Genomic DNA, 13,441 nt, shown 5'->3' with positions numbered 1-13,441 from the left:
CATGTGGTGGCCGAGCACAGTGATTGGTGCCGGGGCAGGCTTTGCAGTGGCCAGTATTCCTGGTGCACTGCTGGGAGCCTTGCTGGGTCAGGCCATGGACCGGCGTTTGCGTCTGCAGGGTTGGGCGGACTGTCGCGAGCGCCTGAGCGGGCGCCCGCCGTTGCGTGATGATGAGCTGTTGTTTGTGTTGCTTGGGCGTTTGGCCAAAAGCGACGGCCGGGTGGCGCCTGGGCATATTCAGCAGGCGCGTCAGGAGATGGCCCGCTTGGCGCTGGCCGAGCCGGCGCGGTTGCGGGCGATTGCCGCGTTCAATCGCGGCAAGGCTGGCAAGGACCGCTTCAGCCATCACCTGCAACGCATCAAGCAACAGCCGCACGCTGCCGAAGGCACCTTGCGCGCGTGTTGGCGGATGGTCTGGGCCGATGGCCGGGCCGGCGCCAATGAGCGTGATCTGGTGCTGGCCTGGGGGCAACAGCTGGGCCTGAGCCGGCGCGAGGCGCAGGCGCTTTCGCTTGAGTACGAGCCGCGTAAAACCGGGGTCGAGGGCAGCACCCTGACCTACGCAGGCGCGCTGCGTTTGCTCGGCGTAGCCGCCGATACCGAGGCCGATCAGGTCAAGCAGGCCTACCGGCGCCTGCTCAGCCGCCATCACCCGGACAAACTGGTTGGCAACGGCGCCAGCGAGGCGCAGGTGCGCCAGGCAACCGAGACCACCCGCGAGCTGCACCAGGCCTACGCACTGGTGCGCAAGCGCCGCGGTTTGTAGCCACGGCCAGGGTTTATTCCTGCGGGCCGAGCCAGCCGCGCACGCGGCGGAACAGTTGCTCCTGCTCTGCTGCCTTGTTGCCGGGCATGGCGATCAGCGACAGCTGCCGATACTGGCTGCCTGGCTGACGCTTGCTGGCCTGCAGGCGCAACTGCGCGGCGCGCTGGTCTGCGCTGCGGGTGGCGAAATACAGGTCGGCAACCGGCACCTTCAGCGTGGGCGTCAGGCTGAGCAGATCATGCTCGACCCGCGCCGGCGTCTGCGCCGCCACCATCACCAGTTTCTGCACCTGCGGCGGCTGCTTTTCGCTGAGGTAACGCGCTGCCCAGTAGGCGCCACTGCCGTTGCCGAGCAGGACGATGCTGCGCGCTTTCTGGCTTTGGGCGTAGGCCACGGCAGCGTCCAGGCGGGCGAAGATACGCTCGGCGTCGGCCTGGTCGTTCTGTTCGCTGGCGTCGACCGCATCGGTGCTCTGCGCGGTATCGGGGTCGGCTGCGGTGGCCTGGGCGACGTTGGCGTTGGCATCGACCGGGGTGTCCTGCACGGCAGCAACCTCGCCGTTGCTTTTCTCGGCGGGCGCCGCTGGTGTTGCCTCGACCCGCGCCTGCGGGCTGTCGGCAAGCAGGTCAGGCAGGCTGATGCTAAGGCTGTGCCAGCCGGCATCGGGGAATTTGCTGCGTAGCGGGCCGACCGTATTGGGCCAGTCGGCGTTCTCGCCGGCGCCGGGGAGGATGATCAGCGCGCCTTGTGGGTTACTGTCGTTGGCCGGCTTCCACAGGGCCAGAAAGCTGTCGCTGCCGGCCTGCAGCATCTGCTGCTCGGCCTTGGGCACGCGCCGTTCGAGTGCTTGCGCGTCTTCCTGACTGCGTTCGAGCAACACCGGGCGCACAATCGGCGCGGCGGCGGCTGTATCGGCCGGAGCTGCAGGTTCGGCAGCGGTCGCCTGGGCTGCCAGCGGCAGGAGTGAGCTGAGGCAGATCATTGCCAGCTGCGTGCGATAAAGTGTCAACATGAATCAACCCAAAGCCAGAATGATACCGGCAGCCTAATAGTATTTGTCCGCGACGGCCACGGCTGGTGGTCGCGCTTGCCAAGTCGAGCGTATAGATGAAGCGAATGCGTCGCCTGTTGGTTATCGGCTGCCTGTGCCTGCCCTTGATCGCCCTGGCACGGCCCGCTGCGGTGCCGACGGTGGCGCTGGAGCCGGTTCAGCAACAATGGCTGGAGGAGCACCGCAGCCTGCGTGTGGGCCTGGTGCTGCAGGCGCCTTATGCGCAGTTCGACCGGCGCCTGCAGCAGCTGTATGGGGCCAACGTCGAACTGGTCAGCTGGCTGGCGCAGGCGCTCGGACTGGACCTGACCTGGCGCAATTTCGCTGACCAGGCAGCGCTTGAGCACGCCCTCAAGGCTGGTGAGATCGACTTCGCCCCAGGCCTGACCCAGACCCCGGCCAGCCTGCGCCTGTGGCTGTTCAGCGACCCGTACATGCGCGTGCCGCAGCTGGTGGTCGGGCCGCGCAGCGGCGCGGTGGCGGTCGAACTGGAGAAGCTTGAGTCGAGTGAGCGGGTAGTGGTGCGCATGCCCAGCCCGCTGGCCGATTACCTGCGCAGCAACTACACCCACCTCAACCTGCAAGGCGTGCCCAACGAGCGGCAGGCGCTGCAAGCCCTGCTCGGTGCGCAGGCGAGCTTTGCGGTGGTCGACGAAGCGCAGCTCAGCCGCCTGTCGCGCGAAGGCGAGTTCAGCGATCTCGTCGTGGTCGGTGACATCGGCTTGCCGCAACTGCTGCGGATCGGTTCGCGGCGTGACTGGCCGCTGTTCGCCGATGTGCTCGAGCGCGGGCTGCAGGCGATGCCGGCCAAGCAGCTGGAGCAATTGCACCAGCGCTGGCTGCAGCCCAAGTACCCGCGCCTGAGCGAGAGCGCGGGTTTCTGGCAGAACCTCGCGCTGTTGTTCGGGCTGCTGTTGCTGTGTGCCATCGCCACCTTGCTGTGGCAGCGCCGTGAGCAGCGCCAGCTGGAACGCAGCTTGTTGCAGGCGCGCGAAGCGTTGGCCGAGCGCCACGGCCGCGAACAGGCACTGCGCCTGAGCCAGTTTTCCATCGACCACAGCACCGTCGGTATCCTCTGGATCAACTGGGACAGCCATGTGCGCTACGCCAACCACGCGGCCGAGGGCATGCTTGGCTACGCCGAAGGGCAACTGCTGGACCGGCCGCTGCGTGACTTCGAGCCCAACCTGGACATGGACCGTTGGCTGGAGCTGTGGCGCCGGGTGCGGGCTGGCAACGGTGGCGCCGAGCAATTCGAGAGTCAGTGCCGGTGTGCCGATGGCAGCGTGTTGCCGGTCGATCTGTCGCTGAGTTTTCTGCGCTTTCGCGATGCCGAATACCTGGTGATGTTCCTCACCGATGTCACCGAGCGCCGGCGCACCGTGGCGGCCCTGCGCGAAAGCGAAGCGCAGCTCAAGGGCATTGCCGGCAACGTACCGGGGCTGGTGTTTCGGCTCGAACGCAACCCTGCTGCCGGCGAGCTTGAATTCCCCTATATCAGCGAGGGTAGCGAAGCCCTGGTTGGCTACACTCCGGCAGCCATCCAGCATCCGCAGATGGGCTTGCGCAACCTGGTGCATCCGGATGACCGCAGTGATTATCACCGGGTCCAGGACCTGGCCCTGGCCAACAATCAGGACTGGTCGTGGCAGGGGCGCATCGTCACCCGCCAGGGCGAGCAGCGCTGGGCTGATATCAAGGCCAGTACCCGGCGCCTGGCCGACGGGCGCGTGGTCTGGGATGGGGTGGTCTGGGACATCAGCCAGAGCAAACGCGCCGAGCTGGCCCTGGCCCGTTCCGAGGGGCAGTTGCGCGAGTTGTCTGCCCACCTTGAGAGCGTGCGCGAAGAAGAAAAGGCCCGCATCGCCCGCGAAGTGCATGATGAACTCGGGCAGATGCTGACCGTGCTCAAGCTCGAGGTGTCGATGTGCGAGCTGGCCTATGCCGAGCTCGACCCCGGCCTGCACGAGCGCCTGGCGAGCATGAAGCGCTTGATCGCGCAGTTGTTCCAGCTGGTGCGTGATGTCGCCACCGCCCTGCGCCCGCCGATCCTTGATGCCGGCATCGCCTCGGCCATTGAATGGCAGGCGCGCCGCTTCGAAGCGCGCACGCAGATACCGTGTCTGGTGCAGGTGCCGGATAATCTGCCAGCATTGAGTGATGCCAAGGCCACCGGGCTGTTTCGGATTCTGCAGGAGGCGCTGACCAACGTGATGCGCCATGCCCAGGCGCACACCGTGCAGATCGAGCTGCTGCGCACCGGCGGTACCCTGCGCCTGAGCGTGATCGATGACGGTGTCGGTTTTTGCCCCGATCAACCTAGGCCGACTTCGTTTGGCCTGGTCGGTATGCGTGAGCGGGTATTGATGCTGGGCGGCAGCATGACCCTGGACAGTGAACCCGGCGAGGGCAGCAGCCTGAGTGTCAGTATCCCTCTGGATTAGGAGACAAGCATGATTCGAGTGCTGGTGGCAGAAGACCACACCATTGTCCGCGAGGGCATCAAGCAACTGATCGGCCTGGCCAAGGACATGCAGGTGGTGGCCGAGGCGGGCAATGGCGAGCAGTTGCTGGATGCGTTGCGCCACACCCCGTGCGAAGTGGTTTTGCTGGATATCTCCATGCCAGGGGTCAATGGCCTAGAGGCGATCCCGCGCATCCGCGCACTGACCAACCCGCCGGCAATTCTCATGCTGTCGATGCATGACGAGGCGCAAATGGCTGCGCGGGCTTTGAAGGCCGGCGCTGCCGGCTACGCGACCAAGGACAGCGACCCGGCGCTGTTGTTGACGGCCATCCGCCGAGTGGCGGGAGGAGGGCGCTACATCGACCCGGCGCTGGCTGACCGCATGGTGTTCGAGGTCGGCCTGACCGACACCCGGCCGCTGCATACGCTGCTGTCGGAACGCGAGTTTTCGGTATTCGAGCGCCTGGCCCAGGGCGCCAACGTCAATGACATCGCGCTGCAGTTGGCCTTGTCGAGCAAGACCATCAGCACCCATAAAGCGCGGCTGATGCAGAAGCTCAAGGTCAACTCCCTGGCCGAGCTGGTGAAGTACGCCATGGAGCACAAGCTGGTGTGACTGTTCTGCCGGCGACGTCGGCGGTCATCCGCGCAGTTGCCGCGGTGCGCAGCGATTGCAGTACGTACCCTGCTCAAGCACGCGGCTTGCCCGCCACCTACGCCATCGAGGGCACAGCTCAGTCGGCGAAGCGCCTGTCTGATAACGCCATCCGTGTAGGGCGATCCCTACAGGCAATCTTCCAAGGGGATGATGGCATTCTCTCAGCGGCCCCGATTTGCCGGCACTTGCGCCTTGTCTAAGCTTCTCTCACGCAGTCATCCAACAAAAAGGTGCAGGCATGAGCGAGGCGAATTCGAACACTGCCAGCGGCGACACGCTGGTCAGTTTCCGTGGTGTGCAGAAGAGCTACGACGGCGAGTCGTTGATCGTCAAAGACCTCAATCTGGACATCCGCAAGGGCGAGTTCCTGACCTTGCTCGGCCCGTCCGGCTCGGGCAAGACCACCAGCCTGATGATGCTGGCCGGTTTTGAAACCCCCACCGCCGGCGAAATCCTCCTCGGTGGGCACTCGATCAACAACGTGCCACCGCATAAGCGCGATATCGGCATGGTGTTCCAGAACTACGCATTGTTCCCGCACATGACCGTCGCCGAGAACCTTGCCTTCCCCCTGAGCGTGCGCAACCTGAGCAAGACCGACATCAGCGAGCGGGTCAAGCGCGTGCTCGGCATGGTCCAGCTGGACGCCTTCGCCCAGCGCTACCCCGGTCAGCTCTCCGGCGGCCAGCAGCAGCGGGTGGCATTGGCTCGTGCTCTGGTTTTCGAGCCGCAGCTGGTGCTGATGGACGAACCGCTCGGGGCGCTGGACAAACAACTGCGTGAGCACATGCAGATGGAGATCAAGCACATCCACCAGCGCCTGGGCGTGACCGTGGTCTACGTCACCCACGACCAGAGCGAAGCACTGACCATGTCTGATCGGGTGGCAGTGTTCCATCAGGGCGAAATTCAGCAGATCGCCGACCCGCGCACCCTCTATGAAGAGCCGCGCAATACCTTCGTCGCCAACTTCATCGGTGAAAACAACCGCCTCAGCGGCACCTTGCTGGCGCGCAATGGCGAGCGCTGCCAGGTGCAGCTGGCGCGGGGCGAGAAGGTCGAGGCATTGGCGGTGAATGTCGGCCAGGCGGGCGATCCGGTGACCTTGTCGATCCGCCCCGAGCGGGTCCGCCTCAATGGCCACAGCGAGCACTGCGCCAACCGATTCTCCGGCCGCGTGGCCGAGTTCATCTATCTGGGCGACCACGTACGGGTGCGTCTGGAAGTCTGCGGCAAGGGCGACTTCTTCGTGAAGCAGCCGATTGCCGAACTCGACCCGGCCCTGGCCGTGGGCGATGTGGTACCGCTGGGCTGGGAAGTCGAACACGCCCGCGCGCTCGATCCGATTGCCGAAGCCCATTGAAGGTTCGCTTAACCAACCCTGTACTGTGGAGAGAATAATAATGCGCAAGCAGTTGAAACTGACCGCCGTGGCCCTCGGCCTGTTCGCCGCCAGCCAGGCCATGGCCGCCGCAGACCTGACCGTGGTGTCGTTCGGTGGAGCCAACAAGGCCGCCCAGGTCAAAGCCTTCTACGAGCCGTGGGAAAAGGCCGGCAAGGGCAAGATCGTCGCCGGTGAGTACAACGGTGAAATGGCCAAGGTCAAAGCCATGGTCGATACCAAGAGCGTGTCGTGGAACCTGGTCGAAGTCGAATCGCCGGAGCTAGCCCGTGGTTGCGACGAGGGCCTGTTCGAGGAAATCGATCCCGCTCAGTTCGGTGACGAGGCGGACTACGTCAAGGGCGCTATTCAGCCTTGCGGTGTCGGCTTCTTCGTCTGGTCCACGGTGCTTGCTTACAACGCCGACAAGCTCAAGACCGCACCAACCAGCTGGGCTGATTTCTGGGACACCAAGCAGTTCCCGGGCAAGCGCGGCCTGCGCAAAGGTGCCAAGTACACCCTCGAGTTCGCGTTGATGGCCGACGGTGTTGCGCCCAAGGACGTCTACAAGGAACTGGCGACCAAAGCCGGTCAGGATCGCGCCTTCAAAAAGCTCGATCAGCTCAAACCGAGCATTCAGTGGTGGGAAGCCGGCGCCCAGCCGCCGCAGTACCTTGCCTCTGGCGACGTAGTGATGAGCTCGGCCTACAACGGTCGCATCGCTGCCGTGCAGAAAGAAAGCAACCTCAAGGTGGTATGGAACGGCGGCATCTATGACTTTGACGCCTGGGCCATTCCTAAAGGCGCGAAGAACAGCAAAGAGGCGAAGGAATTCATCGCCTTCAGCGTTGCGCCCGAGCAGCAAAAGACCTACTCGCAAAACATCGCCTACGGTCCGGCCAATTCCAAGGCGGTCGCGCTGCTGGCGGATGACGTGAAGAAAGACATGCCGACCACGCCTGAAAACATCGCCAACCAGGTGCAGATCGACGTGGCCTTCTGGGCTGACAACAGCGAGCAGCTGGAGCAACGCTTCAACGCCTGGGCGGCGAAGAAGTAACTGCGCCCTCGGAGCGCCGGGTTATCTCCGGCGCTCCCCGTTTTCCAGATTTTCGGAGTTCGCCATGGCCATTGCAGTGCCCCTGAACGAAGGCGCAGGTAAAAGCCTCAAACAGCGCCTCAAGCATGCCGAGCGGGTCAACCGCTGGAAGGCCCAGGCGTTGATCGCGCCGCTGGCGCTGTTTCTTCTGCTGGTGTTCCTGGTGCCGATTGCGGCGCTGTTGTTCAAGAGCGTGGCCAACCCCGAGGTGGTCGCCGGCCTGCCGCGCACCGTCGAGGCGGTACAGCAGTGGGATGGCAAGAGCCTGCCTGGCGAACCGGTATATCAGGCGCTGAGCCAGGACCTGGCCGAGGCGCGCAAGAACCAGACCCTCGGTGACCTGTCCAAACGCTTGAACATGGAGCTGGCCGGTTACCGCAGCCTGTTGTCGAAGACTGCCCGGGCGCTGCCGTTCGCGAGCGAACCGGCTTCCTATAAAGAAGCACTGCAAAACCTGGATGAGCGTTGGGGCGATCCTGCCTACTGGCAGGCGATCCGCCGCAATACCAGCACCGTCACCCCCTATTACCTGCTGGCCTCGGTCGATCACCGCATCGATGATCTCGGTGAGATAGCCAAGGCCACGCCGGACCAGGCGATCTACCTGGATATCTTCACCCGCACCCTGTGGATGGGTGTTGTCATCACCGTGATCTGCCTGCTGCTGGCTTACCCGTTGGCCTATCTGCTGGCCAACCTGCCAACCCGGCAGAGCAACCTGTTGATGATTCTCGTGCTGTTGCCGTTCTGGACCTCGATTCTGGTGCGGGTGGCTGCCTGGATCGTGCTGTTGCAGTCGGGCGGGTTGATCAACAGTGCGCTGATGGCGATGGGTATCATCGACGAACCGTTGGAATTGGTGTTCAACCGCACCGGGGTGTACATCTCGATGGTGCATATCCTCCTGCCATTCATGATCCTGCCGTTGTACAGCGTCATGAAGGGCATCTCGCCGAGCTATATGCGCGCAGCGATTTCGCTGGGCTGCCATCCGTTCGCCAGTTTCTGGCGGGTGTACTTCCCGCAGACCTACGCAGGGATTGGCGCAGGTTGCCTGCTGGTGTTCATTCTGGCGATCGGCTACTACATCACGCCGGCGCTGCTCGGCAGCCCGAACGATCAAATGGTCAGCTACTTCGTGGCCTTCTACACCAACACCAGCATCAACTGGGGCATGGCCACCGCACTGGGCGGGCTGTTGCTGCTGGCAACCGTGCTGCTGTACCTGATCTATAGCTGGCTGGTCGGCGCCAGCCGCCTGCGTCTGAGCTGAGGAGCCTTGTCATGCTGAGCCCATATATGTCACCCATCGAACGGGTGTGGTTCTACAGCCTGCGGATCCTCTGCGGCCTGATCCTGTTGTTCCTGGTGCTGCCGATCCTGGTGATCATCCCGCTGTCGTTCAACAGCGGCAGCTTTCTGGTGTACCCGCTGCAGGGCTTTTCGCTGCACTGGTATCAGGACTTCTTCGCTTCGGCGGAGTGGATGCGCGCCCTGCGCAACAGCATCATCGTCGCCCCTGCGGCGACTGTGCTGGCAATGGTGTTCGGCACCCTGGCCGCGATTGGCCTGACCCGCGGCGACTTCCCCGGCAAGTCGTTGGTGATGGCCCTGGTGATCTCGCCGATGGTGGTGCCAGTGGTGATCATCGGTGTCGCGAGCTATTTGTTCTTTGCCCCGCTGGGCTTGGGCAACAGCTTCATCTCGTTGATCCTGGTGCACGCGGTGCTGGGCGTACCGTTTGTGATCATCACCGTGTCGGCCACCCTGCAGGGCTTCAACTACAACCTGGTGCGGGCCGCGGCCAGCCTCGGTGCCTCGCCGCTGACCACGTTCCGTCGGGTGACCTTGCCGCTGATTGCCCCTGGGGTGATCTCGGGGGCATTGTTTGCCTTCGCTACCTCGTTCGATGAAGTGGTAGTCACGCTATTTCTCGCCGGGCCTGAACAGGCAACCCTGCCGCGGCAGATGTTCAGCGGTATTCGCGAGAACCTGAGCCCGACCATCGCTGCGGCAGCGACCTTGCTCATCGCTTTCTCGGTGGTGCTGTTGTTGACCCTGGAATGGCTGCGTGGGCGCAGCGAAAAACTGCGTACGCAACAGCCAGAATAGCCTGCTGGCGCCAGCCCCCACCCTCGGGCTGGCGCGCTGCAGCAGGATTGACACCAATCAGCCCCCATCCGGCAGGGCTGAGGTACAATGCGCGCCACCGTGATTTCTGCCTACAGGTGCGCCATGCAGCCCTACGCTATTGCCCCGTCCATTCTCTCTGCCGATTTCGCCCGCTTGGGTGAAGACGTCGACAAAGTACTGGCCGCCGGCGCCGACATCGTCCACTTCGATGTCATGGACAACCACTATGTCCCAAACCTGACCATCGGCCCGATGGTGTGCAGCGCACTGCGCAAATACGGCGTCACCGCGCCGATCGATGTGCACCTGATGGTCAGCCCGGTCGACCGCATAATCGGCGACTTCATCGAAGCCGGCGCTACCTACATCACCTTCCATCCGGACGCGACCACGCACGTCGACCGCTCGCTGCAGTTGATCCGTGACGGCGGCTGCAAGGCGGGCCTGGTGTTCAACCCGGCTGCCGGTCTGGAGACCTTGAAGTACGTGATGGACAAGGTCGACATGATCTTGCTGATGAGCGTCAACCCAGGCTTCGGCGGGCAGAAGTTCATCCCTGGCACCCTCGACAAGCTGCGTGAAGCACGCGCGCTGATCGATGCCAGCGGGCGTGACATTCGCCTGGAGATCGACGGCGGCGTCAACGTCAACAATATCCGCGAGATCACCGCTGCTGGCGCCGACACCTTTGTCGCCGGCTCGGCAATCTTCAATGCGCCGGATTACCAGGAAGTGATCGCCAAGATGCGCGCCGAAATGGCCCTGGCCCGCCCATGAGCGGCTTCGAGCAGCTGTTCCCGGGGACGCTGCCCAAGTTGGTGATGTTCGATCTGGATGGCACGCTGATCGATTCTGTCCCCGACCTGGCTGCAGCGGTAGACCGCATGCTGCTCGAACTCGGTCGCCCGCCGGCCGGCCTTGAGGCGGTTCGCCACTGGGTCGGCAATGGCGCACCGGTACTGGTGCGCCGGGCACTGGCGGGAGGCCTTGACCACGGCATGGTCGACGACGCGCTGGCCGAGCAGGGCCTGTCCCTGTTCATGGAGGCCTATGCCGAGAGCCATGAGCTCACCGTGGTCTACCCTGGCGTGCGCGACACCTTGCGCTGGCTGCACAAGCAAGGCGTGGAGATGGCGCTGATCACCAACAAGCCGGAGCGCTTTGTCGCGCCGCTGCTGGATCAGATGAAGATCGGTCGCTATTTCCGCTGGATCATTGGCGGCGACACCCTGCCACAGAAAAAACCTGACCCGGCGGCGCTGCTGTTCGTGATGAAAATGGCCGGGGTCAGCCCGGCGCAGGCGGTGTTCGTCGGCGATTCGCGCAGCGATGTGCTCGCTGCCAAAGCCGCCGGGGTGCAGTCGGTGGGCCTCAGCTATGGCTACAACCACGGTCGGCCAATCGAGGAAGAATCGCCCAGCCTGGTGATCAGTGATCTACGCATCCTGTTGCCTGGTTGCGTAGTCACCGACACTGGGATAACGTTGGCCGACCTTCCAGCCTCCAAAGACAGAGAGTCCATCGTGGCGGTTATCGGCAAATACTGGATGAAAGTCATCAAGGCCCTGGCCCGTTGGCGTTGGCGCGCCTGACTTCTGCTCGCCGGCAGCTGCCGGCCCGTCCGTTTGCCTGACCCCATTGCTCTTGCTCCGAGGCTACTCATGACCCGCGAAGAATTCCTGCGTCTGGCCGCTGCTGGCTACAACCGCATTCCTTTGGCCTGCGAAACCCTGGCCGACTTCGACACGCCGCTGTCGATCTACCTGAAGCTGGCTGATCAGGCCAACTCGTATCTGCTCGAATCCGTTCAGGGCGGCGAGAAGTGGGGCCGTTACTCGATGATCGGCCTGCCATCGCGCACGGTGCTGCGCGTACACGGCTATCAGGTGAGCATCCTTGAAGACGGTGTCGAGGTAGAAAGCCACGAGGTGGAAGACCCGCTGGCTTTCGTCGAAGCATTCAAAGAGCGTTACAAGGTTGCCGATATCGCCGGCCTGCCGCGCTTCAATGGCGGCCTGGTCGGCTACTTCGGTTACGACTGCGTGCGTTATGTGGAAAAACGCCTGGGCGCCTGCCCGAACCCGGACCCACTGGGTGTGCCGGACATTCTGCTGATGGTCTCGGACGCAGTAGTGGTGTTCGACAACCTGGCCGGCAAGATGCACGCGATCGTGCTGGTCGACCCGTCTGCCGAAGACGCCCTCGAACAGGGCCAGGCGCGCCTGCAGGCGCTGCTGGCCAAGCTGCGCGAGCCGATCACGCCACGTCGCGGCCTTGACCTGAGCGGGCCGATGGCTGCCGAACCGGCATTCCGTTCAAGCTTCACCCAGGACGATTACGAGCGGGCGGTCGATACGGTCAAGGAGTACATCCTCGCCGGCGACTGCATGCAGGTGGTGCCGTCGCAGCGCATGTCGATCGACTTCAAGGCCGCGCCCATCGACCTTTATCGCGCGCTGCGCTGCTTCAACCCGACGCCTTATATGTACTTCTTCAACTTCGGTGACTTCCATGTCGTCGGCAGTTCGCCGGAAGTGCTGGTGCGGGTCGAAGACAACCTGGTCACCGTGCGCCCAATCGCCGGCACCCGCCCACGCGGTGCCAACGAAGAAGCCGACCGCGCGCTGGAAGACGACCTGCTGTCCGACGCCAAGGAAATTGCCGAGCACCTGATGCTGATCGATCTGGGCCGCAACGATGTCGGCCGGGTGTCGGCAACCGGCAGCGTGCGCCTGACCGAGAAGATGGTGATCGAGCGCTATTCCAACGTCATGCACATCGTCTCCAACGTCACCGGCCAACTGGCCGAGGGCTTGACTGCAATGGATGCACTGCGGGCGATCCTGCCGGCCGGGACCTTGTCCGGCGCGCCGAAGATCCGTGCCATGGAAATCATCGACGAGCTCGAGCCGGTCAAGCGTGGCGTGTATGGCGGCGCAGTCGGTTACTTTGCCTGGAACGGCAACATGGACACCGCGATCGCCATTCGTACCGCGGTGATCAAGGATGGCGAACTGCATGTTCAGGCCGGTGGCGGTATCGTTGCTGATTCGGTGCCTGCACTGGAGTGGGAAGAAACCATCAACAAGCGCCGCGCGATGTTCCGCGCCGTAGCCCTGGCGGAACAGACCCCGTCGCGTTGATGTGTTGAGTTGGCTGGCCGCCACGCGGCCTCGCTCCATCTGCCTGCCTTGTGCTTGACCCAGCGCCCCGTGCGGGATGACCCGCGCCTGGAAGCGCAAGCGCAAGGTCCGAATCAGAAGTCAGTCTTCTAGAGGTTTGCCGCACATGTTACTGATGATCGACAACTATGACTCCTTCACCTACAACGTCGTCCAGTACTTTGGCGAGTTGGGGGCCGAGGTCAAGGTCATCCGCAATGACGAGATGACCATCGCCCAGATCGAAGCACTCAACCCCGAGCGCATCGTGGTTTCACCTGGCCCGTGCACCCCGAGCGAAGCCGGCGTGTCGATCGAGGCCATCCTGCATTTTGCCGGCAAGCTGCCGATTCTTGGCGTTTGCCTTGGCCACCAGTCGATCGGCCAGGCCTTTGGCGGCGACGTAGTCCGCGCTCGCCAGGTGATGCACGGCAAGACCAGCCCGGTCCATCATCGCGACCTGGGCGTGTTTGCCGAACTGAATAATCCACTCACGGTGACCCGCTACCATTCGTTGGTGGTCAAGCGCGAGACCCTGCCCGAGTGCCTCGAGGTGACCGCCTGGACTGCCCACGACGATGGCTCGGTGGATGAAATCATGGGCCTGCGCCACAAGACCTTGAACATCGAAGGGGTGCAGTTCCACCCCGAGTCGATTCTTACCGAGCAGGGCCATGAGCTGTTCGCCAACTTCCTCAAGCAGACCGGCGGCCGCCGTTAAGGAT

General features: G+C 63.5%; 12 protein-coding genes. 11 read left to right on the top strand and 1 reads right to left on the bottom strand.

Going from position 1 to position 13,441, the window contains the following annotated elements; translation table 11 throughout:
* Position 1 precedes the first annotated feature (1 nt).
* Positions 2-766: a TerB family tellurite resistance protein gene (locus IDM28_RS20585; RefSeq protein ID WP_101322383.1), complete on the top strand. Its 765-nt coding sequence runs from the start codon at positions 2-4 to the stop codon at positions 764-766.
* Positions 767-779: 13 nt separating this feature from the next.
* Here IDM28_RS20585 and IDM28_RS20580 read toward each other — a convergent pair whose 3' ends face one another.
* A complete protein-coding gene (locus tag IDM28_RS20580; protein ID WP_188036778.1) occupies positions 780-1,778 on the bottom strand; it encodes an alpha/beta hydrolase family protein in 999 nt (332 codons plus the stop codon).
* A 95-nt stretch (positions 1,779-1,873) separates the two neighbouring features.
* Here IDM28_RS20580 and IDM28_RS20575 point away from each other — a divergent pair, with 95 nt between their 5' ends.
* From IDM28_RS20575 to IDM28_RS20530, 10 genes are all read left to right on the top strand, one after another.
* Complete coding sequence (locus IDM28_RS20575; RefSeq protein WP_188036777.1) at positions 1,874-4,261, top strand: PAS domain S-box protein; 2,388 nt, start codon at positions 1,874-1,876, stop codon at positions 4,259-4,261.
* Between the two features lie 9 nt (positions 4,262-4,270).
* Positions 4,271-4,900: a response regulator transcription factor gene (locus tag IDM28_RS20570; RefSeq protein WP_188036776.1), complete on the top strand. Its 630-nt coding sequence runs from the start codon at positions 4,271-4,273 to the stop codon at positions 4,898-4,900.
* Between the two features lie 280 nt (positions 4,901-5,180).
* Positions 5,181-6,305 (top strand): ABC transporter ATP-binding protein, encoded by a 1,125-nt coding sequence (locus IDM28_RS20565; RefSeq protein WP_188036775.1) that lies wholly within the window; start codon positions 5,181-5,183, stop codon positions 6,303-6,305.
* A 40-nt stretch (positions 6,306-6,345) separates the two neighbouring features.
* Positions 6,346-7,383: an ABC transporter substrate-binding protein gene (locus tag IDM28_RS20560; protein WP_101322378.1), complete on the top strand. Its 1,038-nt coding sequence runs from the start codon at positions 6,346-6,348 to the stop codon at positions 7,381-7,383.
* Between the two features lie 64 nt (positions 7,384-7,447).
* Positions 7,448-8,695, top strand: a complete 1,248-nt coding sequence (locus tag IDM28_RS20555) for an ABC transporter permease (protein WP_101322377.1) — start codon at positions 7,448-7,450, stop codon at positions 8,693-8,695.
* Positions 8,696-8,706: 11 nt separating this feature from the next.
* Positions 8,707-9,534 (top strand): ABC transporter permease, encoded by an 828-nt coding sequence (locus IDM28_RS20550; RefSeq protein WP_188036774.1) that lies wholly within the window; start codon positions 8,707-8,709, stop codon positions 9,532-9,534.
* Positions 9,535-9,657: 123 nt separating this feature from the next.
* Positions 9,658-10,332 (top strand): ribulose-phosphate 3-epimerase, encoded by a 675-nt coding sequence (gene rpe / locus IDM28_RS20545; protein WP_150571176.1) that lies wholly within the window; start codon positions 9,658-9,660, stop codon positions 10,330-10,332.
* Positions 10,329-11,147 carry a phosphoglycolate phosphatase gene (locus IDM28_RS20540; protein WP_101322374.1) on the top strand — a complete coding sequence of 273 codons (819 nt, stop codon included), beginning with the start codon at positions 10,329-10,331 and terminating at the stop codon, positions 11,145-11,147. The genes rpe and IDM28_RS20540 overlap by 4 nt, the downstream gene beginning before the upstream one ends.
* A gap of 69 nt (positions 11,148-11,216) precedes the next feature.
* Entirely contained in the window at positions 11,217-12,698 is a 1,482-nt protein-coding gene (trpE, locus tag IDM28_RS20535; RefSeq protein ID WP_101322373.1) for an anthranilate synthase component I, read from the top strand.
* Between the two features lie 145 nt (positions 12,699-12,843).
* Entirely contained in the window at positions 12,844-13,437 is a 594-nt protein-coding gene (locus tag IDM28_RS20530; protein WP_103435182.1) for an aminodeoxychorismate/anthranilate synthase component II, read from the top strand.
* Positions 13,438-13,441: the final 4 nt, after the last annotated feature.

It is taken from the genome of Pseudomonas sp. EZ-C24, from assembly GCF_014525325.1.
Taxonomy (GTDB): Bacteria; Pseudomonadota; Gammaproteobacteria; order Pseudomonadales; family Pseudomonadaceae; genus Aquipseudomonas; species Aquipseudomonas shirazensis.
Note: the sequence above shows the minus strand (reverse complement) of the source record. Positions and strands in the feature narration are given on the sequence as shown.

Bases quoted from the DNA above. Each gene is read 5' to 3' on its own strand.
- IDM28_RS20585 (WP_101322383.1), top strand. From the start codon at position 2: ATGTGGTGGCCGAGCACAGTGATTGGTGCCGGGGCAGGCTTTGCAGTG.
- IDM28_RS20580 (WP_188036778.1), bottom strand. From the start codon at position 1,778: ATGTTGACACTTTATCGCACGCAGCTGGCAATGATCTGCCTCAGCTCA.
- IDM28_RS20575 (WP_188036777.1), top strand. From the start codon at position 1,874: ATGAAGCGAATGCGTCGCCTGTTGGTTATCGGCTGCCTGTGCCTGCCC.
- IDM28_RS20570 (WP_188036776.1), top strand. From the start codon at position 4,271: ATGATTCGAGTGCTGGTGGCAGAAGACCACACCATTGTCCGCGAGGGC.
- IDM28_RS20565 (WP_188036775.1), top strand. From the start codon at position 5,181: ATGAGCGAGGCGAATTCGAACACTGCCAGCGGCGACACGCTGGTCAGT.
- IDM28_RS20560 (WP_101322378.1), top strand. From the start codon at position 6,346: ATGCGCAAGCAGTTGAAACTGACCGCCGTGGCCCTCGGCCTGTTCGCC.
- IDM28_RS20555 (WP_101322377.1), top strand. From the start codon at position 7,448: ATGGCCATTGCAGTGCCCCTGAACGAAGGCGCAGGTAAAAGCCTCAAA.
- IDM28_RS20550 (WP_188036774.1), top strand. From the start codon at position 8,707: ATGCTGAGCCCATATATGTCACCCATCGAACGGGTGTGGTTCTACAGC.
- rpe (WP_150571176.1), top strand. From the start codon at position 9,658: ATGCAGCCCTACGCTATTGCCCCGTCCATTCTCTCTGCCGATTTCGCC.
- IDM28_RS20540 (WP_101322374.1), top strand. From the start codon at position 10,329: ATGAGCGGCTTCGAGCAGCTGTTCCCGGGGACGCTGCCCAAGTTGGTG.
- trpE (WP_101322373.1), top strand. From the start codon at position 11,217: ATGACCCGCGAAGAATTCCTGCGTCTGGCCGCTGCTGGCTACAACCGC.
- IDM28_RS20530 (WP_103435182.1), top strand. From the start codon at position 12,844: ATGTTACTGATGATCGACAACTATGACTCCTTCACCTACAACGTCGTC.